Below are 24811 nucleotides of genomic sequence, written 5' to 3' on the forward strand. Positions count from 1 at the left end.
GGTCAGCTCCGTTCGGTGTTCACCATCACGAACCGGCTGCAGCGGCCCGTTTCGTCGAAGGTCACGGTCCACAGGTTGTCGAAGTCGCCGAGCTCCGCGTACCGCCCGATCCCGGTGATGACGACGTCCCACCCGTCGATCGCGGTGACGGACCACTCGAACTCCCAGCCGCCACTCTGCCAGTCCCACCGGCTGCGCCAGCCCTCGACGATCCCGGTCCTGCCGATCCACCGGGTGTCGAACGGCGACTCGTGGTACTCGGCGTCATCGGTGAAGAGAGCCTCGATGTCACCGGGGGCGTTGCTCGTCCAGGCCGCCACGTAGCCCTCGACCCACCGGGTGATCGAAGCGGCCGTCGGGCTCCCGGGGAGTGCATCCGCGGTGGCTGGCGTCATGGGTGCGAGCCTGCCCGCAGGAGGAGATCGCAGGCAGGGTGCAACGCTCCCAGGTTGTCGCGGCCTTCACCGGCGAGCGCGACGCGAGCAGTCACGAGAGTGATCGACGGGTCCTGCCCCATCGCTCACCCTGGACGGCGCACCCGCCCATGACCGATCCAGCGACGTCTCCTCGGCCGGCGTGAACTTCGCCGACACCCACCACCGGCTGTCTCGCAACTGACCTGAACCACCCCGCCTGCGCGGTGCAGCCCGCGCGCATCCGCCATCCAAGGGCGCGGCCCCTGGCGCTTCCCGAGGCATGACCCGGCGCCACGGAGGCATCGGGCGGCGACCGCGCGGCCCGCTGTTCCGAGCACCCAGGGCCGGCACGGGGCAGGTGCGCATCCGCGTCGTCACGACGACGTGCAGGTCAGCCATTCGTCCACCCGGAGAACGGGCCGGCCGGTGGAACGGCGCTCATCCGAGCGACCTCGGGCGGACCGACACGCACGCGCCATGCAGATCCCGCGGGAGGAGCCCCGACGAGGTGTGGGGCAGGGCAAGCTGACCCCGTGCAGCACATCGGGATCGACCTCGCCTGGGGGCTCAAGCAGCCCACCGGCCTCGCCGTGCTGGATGATGCCGGCCGGCTGGTGCACGTCTGCGCGGTGCGCACCGACGAGCAGATCGAGACCGCGCTGGCCCCGTTCACCGCCGGCCCGTGCATCGTGGCGATCGACGCCCCGCTGGTGGTCACCAACGCCACCGGGAACCGGGCCGCCGAGCGGGCGCTGAACGCCGACTTCGCGAGGTTCCAGGCCGGGACGCACCCGACGAACACCGGGAAACCCGAGTTCACCGATGGTGACACCCGGGCCGGGCGGATCGGCCGGCGCCTGCGGCTGGACCTCGATCCCCGCTCGGGCCGCGACCGCCGTGGGATCGAGGTCTACCCGCACGCGGCGACGGTGGCGCTGTTCCGGCTGGGCCGCACGCTGAAGTACAAGAACAAGCCGGGCCGGGTGCTCGAGCAGATGCGCGCGGAGCTGCTGCTGCTCATCGACCTGCTGGGCGCGGTGGTCGAGCTCGACCTCGGCGCACCGTTCGCCGGGCTGCGCCAGCAGGTGCAGGCCGCCACCCGCAAGAGCGAGCTGCGGGTGGCGGAGGACCAGGTCGACGCCGTGGTGTGCGCCTACGTGGGATGGATCGCCGTCCGGCGCCCGGACGAGGTGACCACCTACGGCGACGCGGCCGGCGGCGCCATCGTGACCCCGACCCTGCCGCCGGACCTACAGCCCGGCCCCCGGGTCGCCGCACCCGCGGCCGACCCGGTGCAGGAGGCCATCCAGGCGTACGCCGACGGCCGGCCCGAGACCCTGGTCGCCGGAGCGCAGGCGCTCGCACTCGTCACCGGGGTGCTCGACGACGCGGGGATCAACTACCTGTCGGTGACCGGGCGGACCAAGACCATCGCCTCGTTCGCGGAGAAGGCGGCCCGCACGGTCGACGGCGTGCTCGCCTACCCGAATCCGGCGCGGGAGATCACCGACCAGATCGGCGTGCGGGTGATCACCTACGTGCAGAGCGACGTGGAGGCGGTCGCCGAGCTGCTGGCCGCGCAGGTGCGGGTGATCGACGACCGCGACATGGGGCGGCGGACCGCGCAGCAGGGCCGGTTCGGTTACTCCAGCCGGCACCTGCTGATCGGCGTGGACCCGGGCCGGGCGCCCGAGCTGCCGGAGCTGGTCGGGCGCGTGGTGCAGGTGCAGGTGCGCACGGTGCTGCAGCACGCGTGGGCTGAGTTCGAGCACGACATCCGCTACAAGGGCACGGTGCCGGCCGAGCACGCCTCCGAGTTCGACCGCCGGTTCACCCTGGCCGCCGGGCTGCTGGAGCTGGCCGACCAGGAGTTCACCGCGATCCGCGAGCGCCTCCGGGCACCGGTTCCCGCCGACGAGGCCGACGACACCGACCCCGACGACCCCCGGATCGCGCCCCGCGAGCTGGCTGCGTTCCTGGCCGGGCAGTACGCCGACGCCGGCTGGTCGCGTCCGGACCACTACACCTGGATCTCCGGCCTGCTGCTGGAGCTGGGCGTGACCAGCCTGGTGGAGCTGGGTGAGGTGCTGCGCGGCGCCGACGACAGCGGCATCCCCGCCCGGATGGACTACCGCTATCCCCCGGGTGCCGTGCGCCGGCTGGACGACACGCTGTTGGCCGGCTTCGGGCAGCGGTACGTGGAGCTGCACGGCAATGCCGACCGGCGGGCCGCGCTGACCACCCGGCTGCAGCGGCTCACCGGCGGCTGACCGACGGCCGGCTGTACCCGGAGGGCCGGGGTCAGCCGATCGGGAAGCGGTCGGTGCCGAGGACGGCGAGCAAGGCCAGCTTCTCGGCGTCCTCGGTGCCCGGGGTCGCGGTGAAGACGAGCAGAGACTGCCCTTGGTCGGGGTCCAGCAAGGTCTGGCAGTGCAGGTCGAGTCGGCCCAGTTGCGGGTGCACGAACCGTTTGGCGTCTCTCCACCGCAGCCCGACCTCGTGCCGGTCCCAGAGCTCGGCGAACTCGGCGCTGTCCCGCCGCAACGTGGCGACCACCTGCGCCGCCCGCGAGTCCGCGCCGTCCCGGGCCGCTGCCGCCCGGAGCTGGGAGACCTGCACCCGGCCGTTGAGCTCGTGGTCGTCGAGCAGGTACCGCGCGCGCTCACCGTGGTCGGTGAACCACCGGTAGGTCGCACTGCGCGCCAGGCCGGCGTGCTGCGTCTGCTCACCGAGCAGGGCGACGGCGGCCGGGGTCTGCAGCAGCGTCTCGCCGGCCGGCCCGATCACCTGGGCAGGGGTGTCGGCGAGGCGGTCGAGCACCCGCAGCAGAGCCGGGCCCACGTGCTCGCCGCGCAGCTCCCGGGACGCCGGCCGGTGCCCGCAGAGCAGGAACAGGTGGTCGCGCTCGGCCAGGGTCAGCCGCAGGCCACGGGCCAGCGCGGCGGCCATCTGCGCCGAGGGCTGCGGGCCGTCGCCGCGCTCGAGGCGGGCAACGTAGTCCACCGACATCGCGCACAGCTCGGCGACGTCCTCGCGCCGGAGCCCCGGGGTGCGCCGGCGCACCCGCGGGACCAGCCCGACGTCCTCCGGGCTCAGTGCTTCCCTGCGCGCGCGCAGGAAGTCACCGAGCGCTGCCCGGTCCACCGACCGCCCCATGGTCCTCCTGCCGTCGCCCCATCGTCGCGGCCGGCAGCGTCCTCAGCCACTGACTGCCGGTCAGTGGCTGCGCGTGTCCTTTCTGCTGCGCCCGCGCTGCCGTGCACTGATGCCGTCGGCACGATCGAGGAGGAGTTCAGATGAGCGAGTGGACGGCGGCAGACCTGCCGGACTCGACCGGGCGCACGGTGCTGGTCACCGGCGCGGGCCGGGGCATCGGCTGGGTGACCGCGCGGGAGCTGGGCCGGACCGGCGCCCGGGTGGTGCTGGGGGTCCGCGACCCGGACAGGGTCCGGGCCGCGGTCGCCGGGCTGGCCGGCGAGTTCGACGTCCGCCGGTTGGACGTGTCGGACCTGTCGTCGGTCCGGGAGTTCGCCGCGGCGTGGACCGGGCCGCTGGACGTGCTGGTGAACAACGCCGGGGTCATGGACACCCCTGCCGCGCGGACGGCGGACGGCCTCGAGCGGCAGACCGCGACCAACTACACCGGCCCCTTCGTGCTGACGAACCTGCTGCTGCCGCACGTCACCGGTCGGGTGGTCAGCGTGACCAGCCAGTTGCACCGTCTGGGGAAGGTGGACGTCGCCGACCTGGACTGGAGGACGCGGACCTACCGACCGATGCAGGCCTACCGGGACTCCAAGCTCGCCCAGGTCCTCTTCTCCCTGGAGCTGCAGCGCCGGTTCACCGCGATCAGCAGCCCGGTCCGCTCGGTGCTGGCCCACCCGGGCATCGCCCACACCGGCCTGGTCGACCACTCCAGCCAGAAGGTCGTCCTGCGCCTGGGAGGCCCGCTGCTCAACGACGTCGAGCACGGCGCCCTGCCGACGCTGTTCGCCGCGACCCAGGACGTGCCGGGCAACGCCTACGTCGGGCCCGACGGCATCGCCAGCGTCAAGGGCCACCCGACGGTGCGCCGCCAGGCGCGGAAGGGGCTGGACGAGGAGACCGCCCGCGCCCTGTGGGCGGCCACCGAGGCCCTGACCGGTGTCCGTGCCGAGTTCTAGGTGTGTTGACCGGGCAGGTTGGTCGCAAGCACTGCGGACCTCGGCACTGCGGACCTCTGGGCCGCGCCTAGCCTCACGTGCATGCGATCAGTGCAGATCACCCGCTTCGGCGGACCCGAGGTCATGGACGTCGTCGACCTGCCCGACCCGGTGCCCGGGGACGGCGAGACGTTGTTCGACATCTCCTCCGCCGGGGTCAACTTCGCCGACACCCACCACGCCCTGTCGGCCAACTGAGGTCAGCCGTCCGCCGACGGCGCCCGGGGGTCGAAGGCGCGCTGGCCGCGGTGCCCCGGGCGGAGATCGCCGCGTCCTGGTCGTCGGTGAGGGTGAACCGAAGACGTCGAGGCGCCTGGTGCGCACCCACGTGCTCGTGGCGTCAACGCGCGAACTTCGACATCGCCTCTGGCGTGACGGGGGCGAAGTAGTTGACGAGGTTGCCGTCGGGATCCCGGAACAGCAGCGAGCGGTTGCCCCAGGGCATCGTCGTCGGTTCGTTCACGAACGTCCCCCCGGCATCAGTGACGGCGGAGCGGAGCCGGGTGTACTCGACGTCGACGTCCTCCACGAGGAACTCGATGATCGCCGTGTGATTGTCGGCGGCGCGGGCCGAGCCCGGTCCGAACAGCGCGACGGTGCGGGTGCTGCCGATGGCCAAGGTGCCGGTCGTGGTCCCCAACTCGGCGAAGTCCGGGGTGGCCCAGTCGGCCGGAGATCCGGTCACCTCCTCATAGAAGGCAACGAGGCGGGCGACGTCGTTGGTGATCAGGCGGATCGAGACCAGAGCGGGCGTGCGATCCGGCGTGGTGTGCGTCATGCCTGGACGATAAAGTCGATACCGGACAGAAGCCGCCCGGTATGGAGGATGATGCGACCGTGACGCGTCCCACCGCCCGGGTGCTCGCCCTGCTGGAGATCCTGCAGGCAGGCGGACTGCGGTCCGTGCGGGAGTTGGCGAGTGCGCTCGACGTGGACGAGCGGACCGTCCGCCGGTACGTGGCGCACCTCGACGACCTCGGCGTGCCGGTCGAGTCGGTCCGGGGCCGCCACGGGGGCATCCGTCTCGTTCCCGGCTTCCGCATGCCCCCGCTCATGCTGACCGACGAGGAAGCGCTCGCCGTGCTGCTCGGTCTCATCGCCGGCCGCCGCGCCGGTCTGGTGACCACGAGCGCCCTGGCCGTCGAGAGCGCCGTCGCCAAGCTGAGCCGCGTCCTGCCCAAGGCGCTGGTCCCCCGGTTGGACGCACTGGTGCGGGGCACGCGGTTCACCTCGAGCTCCCGGGTCGTGGTCCCCGCGGAGACGGAGAGCCTGCTCGTGCTCGCCGAGGCAGCGCGCGACCGACGTCCGGTGGCGATCGAGTACACCGGCTCGGACAGCCACCGCAGCCGGCGGATCGTGCATCCGTACGGGCTCGTCGCGCACTCCGGACGTTGGTACGTCACCGGCGCGGACTCGGCCAGCGGCGAGATGCGGACCTTTCGCGTGGACCGCATCTCGGACCCTCGGCCGTCGAGCGGCTCGTTCGACGTCCCTCCGGGCTTCGATCCCGCCGACGCGCTGCTGTCGGCCTTCGCCGCAGCACCGCACCGGTACACCATCGCGCTCCGAGTGGAGGGCACGGTCGAGGACGTAGGCCGGCTGTTCCCCGCGGGACTCGCCACCGTCCATGAGTGCACCGACCGCCCGGGCCACGTCCGCGTCCGGGTGCAGGCCCAGCGCCTGGAGTGGGTGCCTGCCGTGCTGGCCGGCATCGACCGCCCCTTCGTCATCGAAGGACCTCCCGCGTTGCGCCCGCTCGTCAGGGCACTGGCCGACCGGCTCGCCGCCGCCACCCAGGAGATGCCGGTCGTCGAGGACACACGAATACTCGCCGACGAGGTTCACTAGCCTCACCTCCATGCGTGCTGTGCAGATCACCCGCTTCGGCGGACCCGAGGTCATGGACGTCGTCGACCTGCCCGACCCGGTCCCGGGGGACGGCGAGCAGCTCTTCGACATCAGCTCGTCCGGCGTCAACTTCGCTGATACTCACCAGACCGAGGACAGCTACCTCGCCAAGCAGCAGCTGCCGCTGATCCCGGGCGCCGAGTTCGTCGGCACCCCGACCGGTGGCGGCCAGCGCGTGGTGGGCCTGCTGCCCGGCGGCGGCTACGCGGAGAAGGTCGCCGCGCACCCGCGGCTGACCTGGCCGGTGCCCGACGGTGTCACCGACGAGCAGGCGCTGGCCGTCGTCCTGCAGGGCGCCACCGCCTGGCACCTGCTGCGCACCTCCGCCCACCTGGCCGAGGGCGAGTCCGTCGTCGTCATCGCCGGTGCCGGCGGGGTCGGCAGCCTGGCGATCCAGCTGGCCAAGCGCTGGGGCGCCGGCCGGGTCATCGCCACCGCCTCCAGCCCGGAGAAGCGGGAGCTCGCCGCGTCCCTCGGCGCCGACGCCACGGTCGACCCGGCGCTGGCGACCGACGACCCGAAGGCCTTCACCGCCGCCCTCCGCGAAGCCAACGGCGGCAAGAAGGTCGACATCGTGCTGGAGATGACCGGCGGCAACGTGTTCGACGGGTCGCTGTCGGCGCTGGCGCCCTTCGGCCGGCTGGTCGCCTACGGCATGGCCGGACGCGAGGCGCCCGCCACGGTCGCCGTCCCCGCGCTGATGGGCACCAGCCGGGCGGTCATCGGCTTCTGGCTGGCGCACTGCATGACCCGGCCGGAGCTGATGGACGCCGCGATGACCGACCTGCTGTCGATGGTCGCCGACGGCAGCCTCAAGCCCGTCTCCGGTGGCCGCTACCCGCTGACCGCCGTCCGCGAGGCCCACCAGGACCTGCTCGCCCGCCGCACCACCGGCAAGCTCGTCCTCGACCCCACCCGCTGAGGCGCCCGGCATAGGAAGCTCTCCACCCACTTCTCGAGTCCGAAGTGGGTGAACAGCTTCCTATGCCTGGGCGGGGAGCCGGCTACAGCAGGCGGTTGGTCCAGAGGAGGGACGCGACGACGCCGAGGAAGGCGAACAGCACGCCGCCCCGGACGAACCACGGGCTGATGTCCTGCGGCTCCGTGGTGTAGCCGATCTGGCTGCCCAGGTCCTCGAAGACCTCCGACAGCTCTGCGGCACTGGCCGCCTCGCTGTAGCTGCCGTCGGTCTCCTCGGCGATCTGCTCCAGCGTGGCCCGGTCGACCGGCACCGGCACCCGCTCGCCGTTGATGTCCAGCGTCCCGTAGTCGGTGCCGAAGGCGATCGTGGAGACCGGCACCGACGCGTCGATCGCGGCGTCGATCGCCTGGGTCGCCTCCCGGCCCACGGTGCTGTACCCGTCCGACAACAGCACGATCCGGGCCGGCGGTGCCTCCATCCCCTCCGAGGCCAGCGTCGCCTGGTAGTTGGTGACGGCGGTGAGCGAGGTGAAGATCGCGTCCCCGATCGCCGTCGCCTCGGCCAGCTCCAGGTTCTCGATCGCGGTGCGCACCTCCTCCCGGTCCGTCGTCGGGGTGACCAGGGTGGCCGCCGTCCCGGCGAAGGCGACCAGCCCCAGGTTGATCCGCTCCGGCAGCACCTCCACGAACTCCTCGGCCGCCAGCTGCATGGCCTGGAAGCGGTCGGGTTCGACGTCGGTCGCGCGCATCGACAGCGAGACGTCGACGGCCATGATCACCGTCGCGCGTTCCCGCGGCACCCGGATCTCGGTGCTCGGCTGCGCCAGCGAGGCGACCAGCACCGCGAGCCCCAGGGCGACGAGCCCGAACGCGACGTGCCGGCGCCACCCGGCCCGCTTGGGCACCAGCGAGCCGAGCAGGGCCACGTTGGTGAAGCGCGCGGCGTACTTCGCGCGGCGCCGCTGCAGCAGCACGTAGAGGCCGACGAGGGCCACCACCGCCAGCAGCCCGGCCAGCCACCACGGGGACTGGAAGGTCATCGGGAAGCCCCTCCACTGCCGGCGCGCCGGCGGTCGGCGACGTAGCGGACGACGTCGGTCAGCCAGTCGCGGTCGGTCTGCAGTCTCAGTTGCCCGGCACCGGCCCGGCGCAGGGCCGCGGCGATCTCATGCCGCTGGGCGGCAGCGCCCTCGGCGAACCGGCGGCGCACCTCTGCGTTGCCGGTGGGCACCTCGAGCGTCTGCCCGGTCTCGGGGTCGACGACGGTCAGCAGGCCCACGTCGGCCAGCTCCAGTTCCCGCGGGTCGACGACCTCGATGGCCAGCAGGTCGTGCCGGGCCGACAGCCCCCGCAGCGGGCGCTCCCAGTCGGCGGTGCCCTGCACGTCGGAGCCCTCGAAGCCAGAACCCAGGAAGTCCGAGATGACGACGACCAGCCCGCGCCGCCGCGGCGGGCGGCGGAGCGACTCCAGTGCGGCGGCGAGGTCGCCGCGCCGGCCCGCCCCGGCCCGCGGGGTGGCGACGACGGACCGCAGCAGCCGGTCCGCGGCCAGCCGCCCGGGGGTGGCCGGGTACCGGTCGACCCGCTCCCCGGTGGTGACGACCGCGCCCAGCCGGTTGCCGCCGCGCACGGTCAGGTGGCTGACCGCCGCCAGGCCGGCGATCGCCAGGTCCCGCTTCTCGCACTCGGCGGTGCCGAAGTCGAGGCTGGCGGAGAGATCCAGGACCACCCAGGTCTCCAGCTCCCGGTCGGCGATGGTCTCCCGGACGTGCGGCACCTGGGTGCGCGCGGTCACCGGCCAGTCCATCCGCCGGACGTCGTCCCCGGGGTGGTAGGTGCGGGAGTCACCGGCCTCGCTGCCCGAGCCGGGCACCAGCCCCAGGTGATCGCCCTGCAGCAGCCCGTCCAGCCGACGGCGGACGGTGAGCTCGAGGCGGCGCAGCAGCACCGCCGAGTTGCTGCCGGGGCCGAAGTGCGGCGGGGCGCCGTCGCCCGGCGCCCGGTCGGTGGGGTCCGGGCCGGTCACACCGACTGCGGGCCGAAGCCGCCGTCGGGACGACCGCCGCCCTGCGGAGCGCCGTTCGGGCTGCCCTGGGACGGGCCGAAGGACGAGCCGCCGAAGCCGGGCACCGACGGCCCGCCGGGGGAACCGGGCCCGTAGCCGGCGGCGCGCTGCCGCGGGGTGACCTGCGGCAGCGGCACGCTCTGCACCACCCGCTTGACGATGTGGTCGGCCGGCACGCCGTCGGCGAGCGCGTCGTAGGAGAGGACCAGCCGGTGGCGCAGCACGTCACCGGTCACGTCCAGCACGTCCTGCGGCAGCACGTAGTCGCGGCCGCGGATCAGCGCCAGCGCCCGGCTGGAGGCGATCAGGCCCAGCGAGGCGCGCGGGCTCGCGCCGTAGGAGACCCAGTTGGCGACGTCGGGCATCCCGTGCTCGTTCGGCGCCCGGGTCGCCACCACCAGCCGGACGACGTAGTCGACCAGCGCGTGGTGCACGAACACCTCCGACGTGGTGCGCTGCAGCCGGCGCACGTCCTCGGGCCCCAGCACCGGCTGCGCCTCCGGCGGGGTCGCCCCCATCCGGTAGATGATCTCGCGCTCCTCCTCCGGGCTCGGGTAGTCGACGAGCACCTTGAGCAGGAAGCGGTCGCGCTGGGCCTCCGGGAGCGGGTAGACGCCCTCGTTCTCGATCGGGTTCTGGGTGGCCAGCACCAGGAACGGGTCGGGGAGCTTGTGCGTCACGCCGCCGATGGAGACCTGCCGCTCGGCCATGACCTCCAGCAGCGCCGACTGCACCTTGGCCGGCGCGCGGTTGATCTCGTCGGCGAGCAGGAAGTTGGCGAAGACCGGCCCGAGCTCGGTGGCGAAGGTGTCCTGCCCCGACTTGTAGATGCGGGTGCCGATGATGTCGGCCGGCACCAGGTCGGGGGTGAACTGCAGCCGGGAGAACTTCCCGCCGACGACGGTGGCCAGGGTCTCCACGGCGAGGGTCTTCGCGACGCCGGGAACGCCCTCCAGGAGCACGTGCCCCCGGGCCAGCAGGCCCACGAGCATCCGCTCGACCAACCGGTCCTGGCCGACGATGACCCGCTTGATCTCGAAGAGCGCACGCTCCAGTCGCGCGGCGTCGACCGAGGGCGGGGTGGGCTGTTCGGGGGCGGGCGAGCTGCCTGCGGCGGTCACGCGTCGAGTGTCCTACACCTGGCTGTGCGACCACCGCCGGCTGCACGGTCCGGCAGCCGACGACACCCGGTCCACAGGCGTCGTCGACCCTGCCCGCAGACCGGCCGGGCTGCTAACCTGACGCTCGCGTCGGGCAGCTCCCCCCGTGGCTGCCCGACGCCTTTCCGCGTCGGCCGGCCTCGCCCCGACAGTGCGGCCTCAGCCGGTGGGGCGCACCGCGCCGAAGTAGTCGCTGCCGAACCACATGGTGCTGATCCGCACCACGTCACCGCTCTGCGGCGCCTGGATGACCTTGTTGCCACCCAGGTACAGGGCCACGTGGTAGATCGAGTTGTAGTTGCTGCCGCTCCCCCAGAACACCAGGTCGCCGGCCTGCAGGTCGTCGCGGCCCACCGTCCGGTCACTGAAGCGGGCCCACTGCGCCCGGCTGGTGCCGCCGATCGCGATCCCGGCCTGCGCGTAGGCGTACTCGGTCAGCCCCGAGCAGTCGAAGCCCCAGATGTGCGTGTCCGGCGGGATGCCCCAGCTGGGACCGCGGCTGCCGCCACCACCCCAGGAGTAGGGCAGGCCCTGCTGGGTCTTCGCCGCCGCGATGGCGGTCTGCACGGCCGACCCGGACGGCGCGCCGGCGTTGTTCGGCACCGGGGCCGGTGCCGGTGCGGGCTTGGGCGCCGCCACCGGGGCGGGCGCGGGCCTCGGAGCCGGAGCCGGAGCCGGGGCCGGAGCCGGAGCCGGAGCGGGGGCCGGAGAAGGGGCAGGGGCGGGTGCCGAGCTGCCGCCGCCCGAGGAGGACGACGAGGGCGCCGGGGCCGGAGCCGGGACGGGGGCCGGGGTCGCGGCCCGCTGGGCGGCCGCCCGCTCCTCGGCGGCCTGGCGCGCACCCTCCAGGCCGTACAGCGTCTGCTGCGCCTGCTCGAGCTCGGCCTCCACGGCGTCCTGCTGGGCGACCAGCGCGACGGCCTGCTCGCGGGCGGCCACCTCCTGCTCCTGCGCGGACGCCAGCAGCTGCGCCGCCTCGGTCTTCAACGTCTCGGCCGCGCCGACCGCCTGCTGGGCGGTCTGCTCGGCGACGGTCGCCTGCTCCTGCAGCACGGTGAGCTCGGTGACGACGTCGACCCGGTGCTCCCCCACAGCGCCGAGCAACGCAGCGCGCTCGATCAGCTCTGCCGGTCCACCGGCGGTCATCAGCGCCCGCGCACCGGGGTTGGTGCTGCCCTGCTTGTAGCTGTCCCGGGCGAAGGCGGCGACCTCGCCCTTGCCCACGGCCACCTCGGCAGCGGCCTGGCCCGCGGCTGCCTGGGCGGCGTCGGCGGCGGTGAGCGCCTCGTCGTAGGCGTCCTGTCGCTGCTCGTAGTCCTGCAGCGCCAGCAGCGACCCGATCCGGGCCTCGTCGACCGCGGCCTGGGCCCCGGCGAGCTGACCGGTGATCGCCCCGACCTGGGCGGCGGCCTCCTCACGGGCACGCTGAGCCGCGGAGATCTCGCTGTCGCTCGGGGCGGCGAGGGCCGGCCCCGGAGCGCCCACGAGGCACGCGGCGACGACGGTGCCGGCGGCGAGCGCACGCTGCACCCAGCGGGCGCCTGTGCGTCGTCGTCCTGTGCTGACCTGCGTACCGACCTGTGCGTGCACGAACCCGACTCCTCCGTTGCCCGGCGTCAGGGTGTGCAGCGACGCCGGTCTCGACCAGTCCCGGCACACCCCTCGGGGTGTGCTCTCGCGGGGTCATCGACCGGATCGGGTGAACGGCTGAGGGTCGTCGGAGGGACCTCCCCCGTCGGGGTGAGGTTGATCAGCACGCACGGTGAGCAGCAGCGCGGCCGGCGACGGGCCGCACCCCCGCCCACGATCAGGTCACCTGGTCGTGCGGGTACCTACCGCGCGGTCTGCCACCAGGTAGGTGCCCCGACGACCAGGTGACCTGATCCCAGGGTGGAGCGGGTCGGGTGGAGCGCAGCCGGCTCAGTTGACCTGTCGTTCGGCGTCGGCCCAGAAGGACTCGCGCAGCTTGAACTTCTGGATCTTGCCGGTGGCGGTGCGTGGGATGCCGTCCCGGAACTCCACCCGCTTGGGGGCCTTGTAGCCGGCCAGCGTCGTCCGGCAGTGCGCGATGATGTCCGCCTCGGAGGCGGTGGCGCCCTCGGCCAGCACCACCAGCGCGGTGACCATCTCCCCCCACCGGTCGTCGGGCACGCCGATCACCGCGACCTCGGCGACGGCGGGGTGGCTGAAGACGGCGTCCTCCACCTCGATGGAGGACACGTTCTCCCCGCCGGAGATGATCACGTCCTTCTTCCGGTCGGAGATGGTGAGGAAGCCGGCGTCGTCGACGGTCCCGCCGTCACCGGTGTGGAACCAGCCACCGTCGAGGGCGTCGGCGGAGGCCTGGGGGTTCTCCCAGTAGCCGGCGAGCACGGTGTTGCCCTGCGCCAGCACCTCACCGGACTCGCTCGTGCTGATCCGGGTGCCCAGCGCCGGCACCCCGGCCCGGGACAGCGCCTTCGCCCGGGTCTGCACGTCCATCTCGTCGTACTCGGCCCGCGGCCGGTTGATCGTCAGCAGCGGCGCGGTCTCGGTGAGCCCGTAGATCTGGTTGAACTCCCAGCCCAGCTCCTCCTCCACCCGGGCGATCGTGCGCGAGGGCGGCGGCGCCCCGGCGACCACGATCCGCACCCGGTCCCGCCCGGGCACCTCGCCGTCCCAGTCGGCGGCCGCCTCGAGCACGGCGTTCCAGACGGCGGGCGCCCCGGCCATCAGCGTCACGCCGTGCCGCTCGACCCGGCGGAGGATCTCGGCGCCGTCGACCTTGCGCAGCGCGACCTGCGTGGCCCCCATCCCGGCCGCCGTGTACGGCAGCCCCCAGCCGTTGCAGTGGAACATCGGCAGCGTGTGCAGGTAGACGTCCCGGTCGCTGACCTGCATGTGCAGGCCGAACGTGGTGGCGTTGACCCAGAGGTTGCGGTGGGTCATCTGCACGCCCTTGGGCCGTGCCGTCGTCCCGCTGGTGTAGTTGATCGTCGCCGTGGCGTCCTCGTCCGGTGTGGACCACGGTCGCGGCTCCGCGTCGTGCCGGAGCAGCCCGGACTCGTACTCCTCACCCAGCAGGAACCGGTGCGGGACGTCGATGCCGGACAACTGCGACTCCACCTCCGGGTCGGCCAGCAGCACGCGGGCGCCGCAGTGCTCGACGATGTAGGCAAAGTCCGCGGGCGCCAGCCGGAAGTTGACCGGCACGAGCACCCTGCCGAACGAGGGGACGGCGTAGAGCAGCTCCAGCAGCCGGGCCGAGTTGTGGCTGACCACCGCCACCCGCTCCCCCTCGCCGATGCCCAGCGCGTCCAGCCCGGCGGCGACCGCCCGAGCCCGTCGGGCCACGTCGCGGTAGGTCAGCTCCCCCAGCGAGGCCGCCGGCTGGTTCGGCTCGTCGACGACACCGAGCCGGTCGCCGTAGACCAGCTCCGCCCGGTCGAGGAAGTCACGGGTGGTCAAGGGCACGCGCATGCCGGGCTCCCCGGTGCCGGGGCCGGCTGCGATGCCGGCCGCTGTCCGAACGTGGTGGGCGTCACGCTAACGGGCCGGGGGCGCTCCGACGAGCCGCTCAGTCCGCGGCGGCCAGCAACCGGGGCAGCGCGGTGCCGATCGACTCCCGCACGACCAGGTCCGCGAGGCCGTCGTAGGGGGTCGGCTCGGCGTTGACGACGACCACCCGGGCGCCGTGCGCGGCGGCCACCTCGACCAGCCCGGCCGCCGGGTGCACCCCGAGAGAGGTGCCGACGGCCAGGAACACGTCGCAGTCGGCGGCGGCCTGCGCGGCAGCGTCGAGCACGTCGGCGTCCAGCGCCTGACCGAAGCTGATCGTCGCCGACTTGAGGACGCCGCCGCAGTCGGCGCAGGCCGGGTCGGGCTCGCCGGCGTCCACCCGGGCCAGCGCCGCCGTCATCGGCGTGCGCGCACCGCAGGCCAGGCACTCGACCTCGCGGACGGTGCCGTGGAGTTCCAGCACTCCGCTGCTGCCGGCGTCGGTGTGCAGCCCGTCGACGTTCTGGGTGAGCAGCGCCCGCAGCCGGCCCTGCCGCTCCAGCTCGACCAGCGCGGCGTGGCCGGCGTTGGGTCGCGCGTCGGGGGCGGTGTCCCGGCGCATCAGCCAGGCGCGGCGGCGGATCTCCGGGTCGGCCACGTAGTAGGAGAAGGTGACCAGCTTCTCGGCGTCCGGGTCGCGGGTCCACACGCCGTTGGGGCCCCGGTAGTCGGGGATGCCGCTGTCGGTGGAGATGCCGGCGCCGGTGAGCACGCAGATCCGGCGCGCCGTACGGAGCCAGTCGGGAGCGGTCACCTCCCCAGGCTAGGCAGCCAGGGCCTCGGCCCGCGGCGTCACCAGCTCCGGCGGCACCGCCTGGCGCCGGACCGCGCGGGAGGCCGCCGCGACCAGCCGCGGCACCAGCAGCCACACCGCCCCGGCGTAGACCGCCCCGAGCAGCGTGTCGACCACGTAGTGCTCCCCGGACCACACCAGCACGACCGGCATCGCCACCGCGTAGGCCGCCAGCGCCACCCGCTGCCACGACCGGGTGGCCACCGGCAGCAGCACCAGCGCGGTCAGGACGGCGAAGGCGGTGTGCAGCGAGGGCACCGCCGCCACCTGGTTGACCTGCCCCTGCCCGGAGGAGAGCAGCGCGCCGGCCTTGTCCAGCCCCAGCACGGCCCAGCCGGAGTTGCTCAGCCGGTCGACGTGCTCGATGACGCCGCCCTTCGCGGCCAGCCAGGGCGGCGCCGCCGGGTACAGCACGTAGGTGACCAGCCCGGCCGCCGACAGCCCCACCACCAACCGGGCGTAGCCGGCCCAGCGGGACCGGTCGCGCAGCCAGAGGACGCCGAGCACCACCGGAGTCACCACGAAGTGGCTGCCGTAGACCAGCGACGCGACCACCGTCCACCAGGCGGCGCCCCAGTGCTCCTGCAGCCAGACCGTGGGCAGCACGCCGCCGGCGAGCCACCGGTCGGCCGCCGCGAGCTCGCCGACGGCCACCGGCATGCCCAGCCCGTCGGCGAACCCGCGGCTGAGGTCGTACAGCAGCAGGACCCCGGCCAGCGGGAGCCAGTCGGCGAGCAGCCGGAGGAGCGCGGGCCACCCCCGGCCCAGGGACTGCACGGCCAGCACCGCGACCACCCAGCCCAGCAGCACCAGGCGGTCGGTCGGCAGGCCGGTGACGACGCAGGTGGCGAGGAAGGTGGCCAGCAGCCCACCGGTCCCCAGCAGACGGGCGCCGCGGTACCGGTCCGTCGGGACCGGCAGCTCGACTGCGGACGTCGTCGTCCCAGTGGTGTCCGCGAGGGTCATGGCGCGGCACGCTAGGTGACCCAGCGCACGCGTGGGGGCCGCCGGCGCACGGCACGCCGCGGGCCCGGGTCCCCCGGGACTGCGGGGACTGGCCGGACACCTGAGGTCGCCGGTGGTCCCCGCGCCGACCGCCGTCCGTCATGAGAGTGCTCACCGAGGGTGAGGGAAGGGTGGCCTTGCTCCACATTCCCGGCCGGGTGCTGGGATGATCGGGGGTGGCACATCGAGGCGCAGGACGCGCGCAGGACCAGCGAGGGTGAGGCGCAAGCAGTGGCAGCCAGCAAGGACAGCTTCGGAGCCCGGGCGACGCTCGACGTCGACGGCACCGAGTACGACATCTTCCGGCTCGACGCGGTGGAGGGCGCCGACAAGCTGCCCTTCAGCTTGAAGGTCCTGCTGGAGAACCTCCTCCGCACCGAGGACGGCGCGGACATCACCGCCGACCACATCCGCGCCCTGGCGAACTGGGACCCGTCCGCGGAGCCGGACCAGGAGATCCAGTTCACCCCGGCCCGCGTGGTGATGCAGGACTTCACCGGCGTCCCGTGCATCGTCGACCTGGCCACCATGCGCGAGGCGATGGCCGACCTCGGCGGCGACCCGCAGAAGATCAACCCGCTGGCGCCGGCCGAGCTGGTCATCGACCACTCGGTCATCGCCGACGTCTTCGGCACGCCGGAGTCCTTCGAGCGCAACGTCGAGATCGAGTACCAGCGCAACGGCGAGCGCTACCAGTTCCTGCGCTGGGGTCAGGGCGCCTTCGACGACTTCAAGGTCGTCCCCCCGGGCACCGGCATCGTGCACCAGGTCAACATCGAGCACCTGGCCCGCGTCGTCTTCCCGCGGGCCGAAGGTGACCGCACGCTGGCCTACCCGGACACCTGCGTGGGCACCGACAGCCACACCACCATGGTCAACGGCCTGGGCGTGCTGGGCTGGGGCGTCGGCGGCATCGAGGCCGAGGCCGCGATGCTCGGCCAGCCGGTCTCCATGCTGATCCCCCGGGTCGTCGGCTTCAAGCTGTCCGGGCAGCTGCCCGACGGCGCGACCGCGACCGACCTGGTCCTCACGATCACCGAGATGCTGCGCCAGCACGGCGTGGTCGGGAAGTTCGTCGAGTTCTACGGCGCCGGCGTCTCGGCGGTCCCGCTGGCCAACCGCGCCACCATCGGCAACATGAGCCCGGAGTTCGGCTCCACCGCGGCGATGTTCCCGATCGACGAGGAGACCATCACCTACCTGGAGCTGACCGGCCGCAGCGCCGAGCAGGTCAAGCTGGTCGAGACCTACGCCAAGGAGCAGGGTCTCTGGCACGACGCGTCCCGCGAGCCGGTCTTCTCCGAGTACCTCGAGCTGGACCTGGCCAGCGTCGTCCCCTCCATCGCCGGCCCGAAGCGCCCGCAGGACCGGGTGGCGATCACCGACGCCAAGGAGGCCTGGCGCGAGGCGCTGCCGGCCTACGTCTCCGACGGCGAGACCGGCGGGGAGGACCGGAAGCCCGGCGTCCCGTCCAACGAGCAGCCGTACGGCGTCGAGTCCGCCGCCGACGAGGCGTCCGCGGAGTCCTTCCCGGCCTCTGACCCGGTGAGCCCGTTCGGGCACGGCAACGGCGAGGCCGGCAAGCCGCACCCGTTCGTCTCCGACCACGTCCTCCCCGACCGGCCGACCAAGCCGACCAAGGTCGTGATGGAGGACGGCACCGAGACCTACGTCGACCACGGGCACGTGGTGATCGCCGCCATCACCTCCTGCACCAACACCTCCAACCCGCAGGTGATGATCGGCGCCGCGCTGCTGGCGAAGAACGCCGTCGAGCGGGGCCTCACCAGCAAGCCGTGGGTGAAGACGACGCTGGCGCCGGGGTCCAAGGTCGTCATGGACTACTACGAGAAGGCCGAGCTCACCCCCTACCTGGAGAAGCTCGGCTTCTACCTGGTCGGCTACGGCTGCACGACCTGCATCGGCAACTCCGGCCCGCTGCCCGAGCCCGTCTCGGCCGCCGTCAACGAGGCCGACCTCGCCGTCGTCTCGGTCCTGTCGGGCAACCGGAACTTCGAGGGCCGGATCAACCCCGACGTCAAGATGAACTACCTGGCCAGCCCCCCGCTGGTCATCGCCTACGCGCTGGCCGGGTCGATGGACGTCGACCTGAACAACGACTCGCTGGGCAAGGACACCGACGGCAACGACGTGTACCTGCGCGACATCTGGCCCTCGCCGCAGGAGGTCCAGCGGGTCATCGACCACGCCGTCTCCGCGGAGCAGTTCGGCCGCAGCTACGAGGACGTGTTCGCCGGCACCGAGCAGTGGCAGGCGCTGCCCACCCCGGAGGGCGACACCTTCGAGTGGGACGCGCAGAGCACCTACGTCCGGAAGCCCCCGTACTTCGACGGGATGCCGGCCGAGCCGTCCCCCGTCGAGGACATCGCCGGGGCGCGCACCCTGGCGGTGCTGGGTGACTCGGTGACCACCGACCACATCTCACCGGCCGGCTCCATCAAGGCCGACAGCCCCGCCGGGAAGTACCTGCAGGAGCACGGCATCGAGCGCCGCGACTTCAACTCCTACGGCTCCCGGCGCGGGAACCACGAGGTGATGATCCGCGGCACCTTCGCCAACATCCGGCTGCGCAACCTGCTGGTGCCCGGCACCGAGGGTGGGGTCACCAAGAACCACCTGACCGGCGAGACCACGTCGATCTACGACGCCTCGCGGGCCTACGCCGAGGCCGGCGTGCCGCTGGTGGTGCTGGCCGGCAAGGAGTACGGCTCCGGGTCCTCCCGTGACTGGGCGGCCAAGGGGACGGCGCTGCTCGGCGTCAAGGCGGTCGTCGCGCAGAGCTACGAGCGCATCCACCGGTCGAACCTGATCGGCATGGGCGTCCTGCCGCTGCAGTTCCCCGAGGGCGAGTCGGCCGAGTCGCTCGGCCTGACCGGGGACGAGGAGTTCACCATCACCGGGGTCACCGCGCTGAACGACGGCACGATCCCCCGCACGGTGAAGGTCCGCGCTGAGGGTTCGGACGGTCAGACGACCGAGTTCGACGCCCGCGTCCGGATCGACACCCCCGGTGAGGCGAACTACTACCGCAACGGCGGGATCATGCAGTACGTGCTCCGCTCGCTGCGCGGCACCGTCTCCGCCTGATGGACCTGGGCCTGGGTGGTCGCGGGCTCCTGCTCACCGGCGCGAGCCGGGGGCTGGGGTTCGCGACCGCCCGGGCGCTGGTCGACGACGGGGCCCGGGTGCTGATCAGCTCCCGGTCCCCCGAGTCGGTCGACGCGGCCGTCGCCTCGCTCGGCGGGGCACCGGCGGCGTCCGGGCTGGCCGCCGACCTGGCCGACCCCTCGGCCGCCGAGGAGCTGGTCGGCGCGGCGGTCGACCGGCTGGGCCGGGTCGACGGCGCACTGATCTCCGTCGGCGGGCCGGCACCGGGGAGCGTGCTCGAGGTCCAGGGGGACGCCTGGCGGGCCGGGGTCGAGAGCGTGCTGCTCGGGCCGATCCGGCTGATCCGGGCGCTGGTGCCGCACCTGTCCCCAGACGCGGCCATCGGGCTGGTGCTCTCCACCTCGGCGCGCCAGCCGATCGGGCAGCTCGCGATCTCCAACGGCCTACGGCCCGGGCTGGCGATGACCGCCAAGGCGCTGGCCGACGAGCTCGGGCCGCGCGGCATCCGGGTGTTCGGGCTGCTGCCCGGCACGATCGCCACCGACCGGGTCACCGAGATCGAGGCGGCCTCCGGCGACCCGGCCGCCGCCCGCACCCGCACCGAGGCGGCCATCCCGCTGCGCCGGGTCGGCCGCCCGGAGGAGTTCGGCGCGGTCGCCGCCTTCGCCCTCTCCCCCGCTGCCTCCTACGTCACCGGCACCATGCTGGCCGTCGACGGCGGCATCACCCGCGCACTGTGACGCTCCCCCACTGGTCGCTGACGGTGGTCTCGATGCCCAGGAGGCAGCCATGAACGACCACTCGCAGCCGGTGCTGGTCGCCTGTGCCCACGGCACCCGGAACCCCACCGGTCGGCGGTTGATCGGTCAGCTCGCGCTCGCCGCCCGCGCGCTGCGACCCGGGCTCACCACCACCGCCGCCTTCGTCGACGTGCAGCCGCCCACCGTCGTCGACGTCGTCCGCGGGCTGGGCGAGTCGGCCACCCCGGCCGTCGTCGTCCCGCTGCTGCTGTCCGGCGGCTACCACGTGCACGTCGACATCGCCGGTGCCGTCGCTGACCACCCGTCGGCGGTGGCCGCCCGGCCGCTGGGGCCCGACGCCCGGCTGGTGGGCGTGCTCACCGACCGGCTGGTCGCCGCCGGCGCGGACCGCGACGACCCAGCCACCGCGATCGTGCTCGCCGCCGCCGGGTCCAGCGACAAGCGCTCGGTGCAGGACGTCGAGGACACCGCCGCCCTGCTCCAGCGCGACTGGGCCGGCCCGGTCACCACCGGCTACGGATCGGCCGCCCAGCCCCCCGTGCCCGACGCGGTCGCCGCCGCACGCGAGGCGGGCGCCCAGCGGGTCGTGGTCGCCGCCTACCTGCTCGCGCCCGGGCACTTCCACGACAAGCTCCAGGGAGCCGGCGCCGATTGCGTCACGGCGCCATTGCTGCCCGACGAGCGCATCGCCGCCGTCCTGCTCGACCGGTACGACGCGGCGCTCACCCTCGCCTGACCCGGCGTCACCGCAGGGCGAGCACCAGGCAGACGACGGCCAGCGCCAGCGCCACCGGCGTCATGACGAGGCGCTCCGGCCGGCTGCGCGAGACGGCGTTCATCAGCACCCCGACGGCGAAGTACGCCGTCAGCACCCAGATCGCCACGTCGGCCACGCTGCGCGGCAGGACGTCCAGCGCCCCGGCCACCTGCAGCAGCAGCACGGCGACCAACCCGTAGACCACGATCGACACCGCGCTGCCGATCCGGAGACCCGTCGGCAGGACCTCGTGCTGGCCGCCCCAGGCGAACCGGCCCAGCGGCGCGCCGGCGATCAGCGACACCTGGAAGACGGCGAGGCCGCCGAGCAACGCGACGCCCACGACGGCAGCGACCATGATCACCCGGCACACGCTACCGACCCGAGATGATCTCCCGCGGCTCTGTCCACCCCGCAGGGGCCGACGTCGCGATGGTGGCCCCTCAGGGCCCGGTGGCGACCGGGCGCTCGGGGTCGTTCGACCACTGCGACCACGAGCCAGGCCACAGGGCGGCCTCGATGCCGACCTCGGCGAGCGCGGCCACCTGGTGGGCCGCGGTGACGCCTGAGCCGCAGTAGACGCCCACCGTCGCCCCCGGCCGGACGCCGAGCGCGGCGAACCGGTCAGCCAGTACAGCCGCTGTAGCGAAGGTGCCGTCGGGGTCGAGGTTCTCCGTGGTGGGTGCGCTGACCGCCCCGGGCACGTGGCCGGCCCGCGGGTCGACCGGCTCGACCTCACCGCGGTAACGCTCGCCGGCCCGCGCGTCGAGCAGCACCCCATCGGCCGCGGGGAGGGCGGCCGCCTCGTCCGCGGTCAGCACGGGCATCCCGCCGCCGGTCAGCACCACGTCGCCGGGATCGCGGACGACGTCGCCGCGCTCCAGCTCGCCCCCGATCGCCGTCCAGGCGGTGAGCCCACCGTCGAGGATCGTGACCTCGGCCAGCCCACCCCAGCGGAGCAGCCACCAGGCCCGGGCCGCCGCCAGGCCACCGGTCGCGTCGTAGACGACGACCTGCGAGCCGGTGGAGATCCCCCACCGCCGGGCGGCTGCTTGCAGTGCCTGTACCGACGGGAGCGGGTGGCGTCCGGCCGCCGGTGAGGCACCCTCGGCGAGCTCCGTCGGCAGGTCGACGAAGACGGCGCCCGGCAGGTGGCCGGCCAGGTACCGGTCCCGGCCGTCGGACCTCCCGAGCGCCCAGCGGACGTCGAGCAGGACGACGTCCGCGGCGCGGCCGAGCAGCTGCGCCGCCGGGGTCAGCACCGTCACCGCGCGACCTCGTGCCGCGCTGCCTCCAGTTCCGCGGTGAGCGCGGTGAGCGCGTCGGCCCGGCCGCCGTAGCGGGCCGGGGTGCTCTGCAGCAGGGCGATCTTCCACCGCCCCGCCTCCTCGACCGCGGTGAGCGCGTGGACCATGTGCAGCGCCGGGTCGACGGCGTCCTTCCCGGGCGGCACCATCCCGGCCACCGCGTGCAGCACCACGACGCGGTCGGTCAGCTTGCGCACCGACCGCACGACGCCGACGAAGGTGGGGGTGGCGTGCTCGGTGAACATCCGCCGCATGTCGGCGGCGATGCTGAGCCGGCCGCTGCGCAGGGTGCCGTCGAGGTCGATGACCTCGCCGTCGTCGGCGAAGACCGAGGACACCGTGACGCCGCTGCGCTGGTTCCATCCCGCCAGGTACCGCGCGTACAGCGCCCGGATCTGGGTGTCCTGCGGATGACCTGCGCTCAAGGGAGTGCTCCTGCGGGTGGTACGAGTGGGTCAGGAGTGACCGTAGTGTGCCTGCCCCGCCGGGGCCGACCCCGTGCCCTCGACCCGCGGTCCGGCCTGGGTCCGGAAGTGCCGCTCAGAAGGAGGCGAGGGGCTCGGCGACGAACCCGCCGTCCCGCTGCGACACGTGCCAGACCCGGACGTCCTTGCCGCCGATCTCGTCCTTCTCGTGGAACCGGACCCGCTCGTCGAGCGGCACGCCGTGGCCCCGGACCAGCAGCGGCCCGCCGCTGTCGACGGTGAACTCGGCGTCCCCGAGGAAGAGCTCCAGGGACGAGACGTCGCCGGCCGGCGGCACGGTCACCGGACACGGCCGGCCGGAGGCGACGGAGGGCGGCGGCTGGATGGTCATGGTGTGCCTCCCACGGTTTGGGTGACGGGCGCCGTCGGGGGCAACGTGCCACGGGCACGACCTGCACGCAGTCCGCACCGTCGCGCACCGGCACGGCGACCACGGTGGGTGTCCTGCACCGGACGCACCGCTCACCCCACCTGGACGGTCCGGTCCTCTCCGGCCGGCGCGAACTGGGTGCGGTAGAGGTCCGCGTAGTGGCCACCGGCGGCGAGCAGCTCGTCGTGGGTGCCGCGCTCGACGATCCGGCCGTCGTCGACCACCAGGATCTGGTCGGCGCCGCGGATGGTGGACAGCCGGTGCGCGATCACCAGGGAGGTGCGCCCGGCCAGCGCCGCGTCCAGCGCGTGCTGCACCGCCACCTCCGACTCGCTGTCCAGGTGCGCGGTCGCCTCGTCGAGGATCACGATGCCCGGGGCCTTCAGCAGCACCCGCGCGATCGCCAGCCGCTGCTTCTCCCCGCCGGACATCCGGTGGCCGCGGTCGCCGACCACGGTGTCCAGCCCGTCGGGCAGGGAGTGCACCAGGGCCGCGATCCGGGCGCCGGTGAGCGCCGACCACAGCTCGTCCTCGGTGGCGTCGGGCTTCGCATAGCGGAGGTTGGCCCGGATGGTGTCGTGGAACAGGTGGGCGTCCTGGCTCACCACGCCGATCGCATCGCGCAGCGAGGCGGTGGTGGCCTGCCGGACGTCGACCCCGCCGACCCGCACGGAACCCTCGGTGACGTCGTAGAGGCGGGACACCAGGGCCGCCATCGTCGACTTGCCCGCACCGGACGTGCCGACCAGGGCGACCAGCTGGCCCGGTTCGGCCCGGAAGGAGACGTCGTGCAGCACCTCGGCCGGCTGTCCGTGCTCGGGGACGGCGACGTCCTCCAGGGACGCCAGCGACACCTCCGCCGCCGACGGGTAGCGGAAGGAGACCGCTTCGAACTCCAGGGACCGGTCGTCGTCCGGGATCGGCACCGCGTCGGGGGCCTCGGCGATCATCGGGGCCAGGTCGAGCACCTCGAACACCCGGTCGAAGCTGACCAGCGCGCTCATCACGTCGACGCGGACGTTGGCCAGCGCCGTCAGCGGCCCGTAGAGCCGGGCCAGCAGCAGCGCCAGGGCGACGACGTCACCGGCGGACAGCTGCCCGGTGAACGCCAGCCAGCCGCCGAGCCCGTAGACCAGGGCGGTGGCCAGCGCGGCGACCAGGGTCAGTGCGGTGAAGAAGGTGCGGCCGTACATCGCCGAGAGCACGCCGATGTCGCGCACCCGGGACGCCCGGCCGCGGAAGGAGTCCGCCTCGGCCTCGGGCCGGCCGAACAGCTTGACCAGCAGCGCCCCGGCGACGTTGAACCGTTCGGTCATCGTCGCGTTCATCGAGGCGTTGAGCCCGTAGGACTCCCGGGTGATCGTCTGCAGCTTCTTGCCGATCCGCTGGGCCGGCACCACGAACAGCGGCACCATCACGATCGACAGCAGGGTGATCCGCCAGGAGAGGGTCAGCATGACCCCGGCGGTCAGCACCAGCGCGATCACGTTGGAGACCACCCCGGACAGCGTGGAGGTGAAGGCCCGCTGCGCGCCGATGACGTCGTTGTTCAGCCGGCTGACCAGCGCACCGGTCTGGGTGCGGGTGAAGAAGGCGACCGGCATCCGCTGCACGTGCTCGAAGACCCGGGTGCGCAGGTCGTAGATGACGCCCTCGCCGATCCGGGCGGAGTACCAGCGTTGGACCAGCGAGCTGGCAGCGTCGAGCACGGCCAGCCCGGCGATGAACAGCGCGATCCGGACGATGTCGCCGGCGGTGCCGGTCAGGTTGGCGATCCGGTTGACGATGTCGCCGGCCAGCAGCGGGGTGACCACCCCGATCACCGCGGAGAAGACGACCAGCGCCAGGAAGCCGATCAGCTCCCGCCGGTAGGGCCCGGCGATGCCCAGGATCCGGCGCACCGTGCCCTTGGGGACGCCGCGGGACGTGACCGACCGGTCGGTGCTGAACGACCGCATCGCGGCCATGGACGTCATCGGTGAGCTCACGACACGC

The 24811-nt window shown here is 73.5% G+C and carries 23 protein-coding genes; 8 read left to right on the forward strand and 15 right to left on the reverse strand.

What is annotated here, in order from left to right:
* Positions 1-2: 2 nt before the first annotated feature.
* Positions 3-395: a nuclear transport factor 2 family protein gene (locus O2V61_RS19525; RefSeq protein WP_269184935.1), complete on the reverse strand. Its 393-nt coding sequence runs from the start codon at positions 393-395 to the stop codon at positions 3-5.
* 554 nt (positions 396-949) lie between these two features.
* Between O2V61_RS19525 and O2V61_RS19530 the strand changes: the two genes are divergently transcribed.
* The gene (locus O2V61_RS19530; RefSeq protein ID WP_269184936.1) at positions 950-2686 is read left to right on the forward strand and encodes a DUF429 domain-containing protein; all 1737 of its coding nucleotides are present in this window, start codon (positions 950-952) and stop codon (positions 2684-2686) included.
* Between the two features lie 31 nt (positions 2687-2717).
* Here O2V61_RS19530 and O2V61_RS19535 read toward each other — a convergent pair whose 3' ends face one another.
* Positions 2718-3572, reverse strand: coding sequence for a helix-turn-helix transcriptional regulator (locus tag O2V61_RS19535; protein ID WP_269184937.1), 855 nt, complete (start codon positions 3570-3572; stop codon positions 2718-2720).
* 140 nt (positions 3573-3712) lie between these two features.
* Between O2V61_RS19535 and O2V61_RS19540 the strand changes: the two genes are divergently transcribed.
* Together O2V61_RS19540 and O2V61_RS19545 are read left to right on the forward strand one after the other, a co-directional pair.
* Positions 3713-4579 (forward strand): SDR family NAD(P)-dependent oxidoreductase, encoded by an 867-nt coding sequence (locus tag O2V61_RS19540; protein ID WP_269184938.1) that lies wholly within the window; start codon positions 3713-3715, stop codon positions 4577-4579.
* Positions 4580-4660: 81 nt separating this feature from the next.
* On the forward strand, positions 4661-4816 hold the full coding sequence (locus tag O2V61_RS19545; RefSeq protein WP_269184939.1) for a Zn-dependent oxidoreductase: 156 nt from the start codon (positions 4661-4663) through the stop codon (positions 4814-4816).
* A gap of 142 nt (positions 4817-4958) precedes the next feature.
* On the opposite strand, the gene O2V61_RS19550 is transcribed toward O2V61_RS19545, so the two are convergent.
* Entirely contained in the window at positions 4959-5396 is a 438-nt protein-coding gene (locus O2V61_RS19550; RefSeq protein ID WP_269184940.1) for a VOC family protein, read from the reverse strand.
* A 59-nt stretch (positions 5397-5455) separates the two neighbouring features.
* On the opposite strand from O2V61_RS19550, the gene O2V61_RS19555 reads away from it, so the two are divergent.
* Both O2V61_RS19555 and O2V61_RS19560 read left to right on the forward strand, forming a co-directional pair.
* Complete coding sequence (locus tag O2V61_RS19555; protein WP_269184941.1) at positions 5456-6466, forward strand: helix-turn-helix transcriptional regulator; 1011 nt, start codon at positions 5456-5458, stop codon at positions 6464-6466.
* Between the two features lie 10 nt (positions 6467-6476).
* Positions 6477-7448 carry a quinone oxidoreductase family protein gene (locus O2V61_RS19560; protein WP_269184942.1) on the forward strand — a complete coding sequence of 324 codons (972 nt, stop codon included), beginning with the start codon at positions 6477-6479 and terminating at the stop codon, positions 7446-7448.
* 82 nt (positions 7449-7530) lie between these two features.
* Here the strand turns inward: O2V61_RS19560 and O2V61_RS19565 are convergent, their stop codons facing one another.
* From O2V61_RS19565 to O2V61_RS19595, 7 genes are all read right to left on the reverse strand, one after another.
* Positions 7531-8487, reverse strand: coding sequence for a VWA domain-containing protein (locus tag O2V61_RS19565; RefSeq protein ID WP_269184943.1), 957 nt, complete (start codon positions 8485-8487; stop codon positions 7531-7533).
* The gene (locus O2V61_RS19570) at positions 8484-9473 is read right to left on the reverse strand and encodes a DUF58 domain-containing protein (protein WP_269184944.1); all 990 of its coding nucleotides are present in this window, start codon (positions 9471-9473) and stop codon (positions 8484-8486) included. The genes O2V61_RS19565 and O2V61_RS19570 overlap by 4 nt, the downstream gene beginning before the upstream one ends.
* Positions 9470-10633 carry an AAA family ATPase gene (locus O2V61_RS19575; RefSeq protein WP_269184945.1) on the reverse strand — a complete coding sequence of 388 codons (1164 nt, stop codon included), beginning with the start codon at positions 10631-10633 and terminating at the stop codon, positions 9470-9472. The genes O2V61_RS19570 and O2V61_RS19575 overlap by 4 nt, the downstream gene beginning before the upstream one ends.
* Before the next feature lie 198 nt (positions 10634-10831).
* Positions 10832-12262 (reverse strand): C40 family peptidase, encoded by a 1431-nt coding sequence (locus tag O2V61_RS19580; RefSeq protein WP_269184946.1) that lies wholly within the window; start codon positions 12260-12262, stop codon positions 10832-10834.
* A gap of 330 nt (positions 12263-12592) precedes the next feature.
* Entirely contained in the window at positions 12593-14131 is a 1539-nt protein-coding gene (locus tag O2V61_RS19585; protein ID WP_269184947.1) for an AMP-binding protein, read from the reverse strand.
* Between the two features lie 97 nt (positions 14132-14228).
* Positions 14229-14963, reverse strand: a complete 735-nt coding sequence (locus O2V61_RS19590) for an SIR2 family NAD-dependent protein deacylase (protein ID WP_269184948.1) — start codon at positions 14961-14963, stop codon at positions 14229-14231.
* A gap of 9 nt (positions 14964-14972) precedes the next feature.
* Entirely contained in the window at positions 14973-15968 is a 996-nt protein-coding gene (locus O2V61_RS19595) for a phosphatase PAP2 family protein (protein WP_269184949.1), read from the reverse strand.
* A gap of 270 nt (positions 15969-16238) precedes the next feature.
* Between O2V61_RS19595 and O2V61_RS19600 the strand changes: the two genes are divergently transcribed.
* The 3 genes from O2V61_RS19600 to O2V61_RS19610 are packed head-to-tail and all read left to right on the forward strand — an operon-like array spanning position 16239 to position 20633.
* Entirely contained in the window at positions 16239-19115 is a 2877-nt protein-coding gene (locus tag O2V61_RS19600) for an aconitate hydratase (protein ID WP_269184950.1), read from the forward strand.
* Positions 19115-19876, forward strand: coding sequence for an SDR family oxidoreductase (locus tag O2V61_RS19605; RefSeq protein ID WP_269184951.1), 762 nt, complete (start codon positions 19115-19117; stop codon positions 19874-19876). The genes O2V61_RS19600 and O2V61_RS19605 overlap by 1 nt, the downstream gene beginning before the upstream one ends.
* A gap of 49 nt (positions 19877-19925) precedes the next feature.
* Complete coding sequence (locus tag O2V61_RS19610; protein WP_269184952.1) at positions 19926-20633, forward strand: sirohydrochlorin chelatase; 708 nt, start codon at positions 19926-19928, stop codon at positions 20631-20633.
* Between the two features lie 7 nt (positions 20634-20640).
* On the opposite strand, the gene O2V61_RS19615 is transcribed toward O2V61_RS19610, so the two are convergent.
* The 5 genes from O2V61_RS19615 to O2V61_RS19635 all read right to left on the reverse strand — a co-directional run bounded on the left by O2V61_RS19615 (position 20641) and on the right by O2V61_RS19635 (position 24804).
* Positions 20641-21012: a hypothetical protein gene (locus O2V61_RS19615; RefSeq protein ID WP_269185383.1), complete on the reverse strand. Its 372-nt coding sequence runs from the start codon at positions 21010-21012 to the stop codon at positions 20641-20643.
* 85 nt (positions 21013-21097) lie between these two features.
* Complete coding sequence (locus O2V61_RS19620; RefSeq protein ID WP_269184953.1) at positions 21098-21922, reverse strand: sulfurtransferase; 825 nt, start codon at positions 21920-21922, stop codon at positions 21098-21100.
* Positions 21919-22386 carry an SgcJ/EcaC family oxidoreductase gene (locus tag O2V61_RS19625; RefSeq protein ID WP_269160380.1) on the reverse strand — a complete coding sequence of 156 codons (468 nt, stop codon included), beginning with the start codon at positions 22384-22386 and terminating at the stop codon, positions 21919-21921. Before O2V61_RS19625 ends, O2V61_RS19620 begins: the two co-directional genes overlap by 4 nt.
* A 115-nt stretch (positions 22387-22501) precedes the next feature.
* Positions 22502-22777, reverse strand: a complete 276-nt coding sequence (locus tag O2V61_RS19630) for a hypothetical protein (protein ID WP_269184954.1) — start codon at positions 22775-22777, stop codon at positions 22502-22504.
* Positions 22778-22908: 131 nt separating this feature from the next.
* The gene (locus tag O2V61_RS19635; RefSeq protein WP_269184955.1) at positions 22909-24804 is read right to left on the reverse strand and encodes an ABC transporter ATP-binding protein; all 1896 of its coding nucleotides are present in this window, start codon (positions 24802-24804) and stop codon (positions 22909-22911) included.
* Between the last annotated feature and the right edge of the window lie 7 nt (positions 24805-24811).

The organism is Modestobacter sp. VKM Ac-2985, assembly GCF_026967925.1.
In the GTDB taxonomy this organism is placed as follows: domain Bacteria; phylum Actinomycetota; class Actinomycetes; order Mycobacteriales; family Geodermatophilaceae; genus Modestobacter.

Coding starts and splice junctions, on each gene's coding strand:
- O2V61_RS19525 (WP_269184935.1), bottom strand. CDS start 395: ATGACGCCAGCCACCGCGGATGCACTCCCCGGGAGCCCGACGGCCGCT.
- O2V61_RS19535 (WP_269184937.1), bottom strand. CDS start 3,572: ATGGGGCGGTCGGTGGACCGGGCAGCGCTCGGTGACTTCCTGCGCGCG.
- O2V61_RS19540 (WP_269184938.1), top strand. CDS start 3,713: ATGAGCGAGTGGACGGCGGCAGACCTGCCGGACTCGACCGGGCGCACG.
- O2V61_RS19545 (WP_269184939.1), top strand. CDS start 4,661: ATGCGATCAGTGCAGATCACCCGCTTCGGCGGACCCGAGGTCATGGAC.
- O2V61_RS19550 (WP_269184940.1), bottom strand. CDS start 5,396: ATGACGCACACCACGCCGGATCGCACGCCCGCTCTGGTCTCGATCCGC.
- O2V61_RS19560 (WP_269184942.1), top strand. CDS start 6,477: ATGCGTGCTGTGCAGATCACCCGCTTCGGCGGACCCGAGGTCATGGAC.
- O2V61_RS19565 (WP_269184943.1), bottom strand. CDS start 8,487: ATGACCTTCCAGTCCCCGTGGTGGCTGGCCGGGCTGCTGGCGGTGGTG.
- O2V61_RS19585 (WP_269184947.1), bottom strand. CDS start 14,131: ATGCGCGTGCCCTTGACCACCCGTGACTTCCTCGACCGGGCGGAGCTG.
- O2V61_RS19595 (WP_269184949.1), bottom strand. CDS start 15,968: ATGACCCTCGCGGACACCACTGGGACGACGACGTCCGCAGTCGAGCTG.
- O2V61_RS19605 (WP_269184951.1), top strand. CDS start 19,115: ATGGACCTGGGCCTGGGTGGTCGCGGGCTCCTGCTCACCGGCGCGAGC.
- O2V61_RS19610 (WP_269184952.1), top strand. CDS start 19,926: ATGAACGACCACTCGCAGCCGGTGCTGGTCGCCTGTGCCCACGGCACC.
- O2V61_RS19615 (WP_269185383.1), bottom strand. CDS start 21,012: ATGGTCGCTGCCGTCGTGGGCGTCGCGTTGCTCGGCGGCCTCGCCGTC.
- O2V61_RS19630 (WP_269184954.1), bottom strand. CDS start 22,777: ATGACCATCCAGCCGCCGCCCTCCGTCGCCTCCGGCCGGCCGTGTCCG.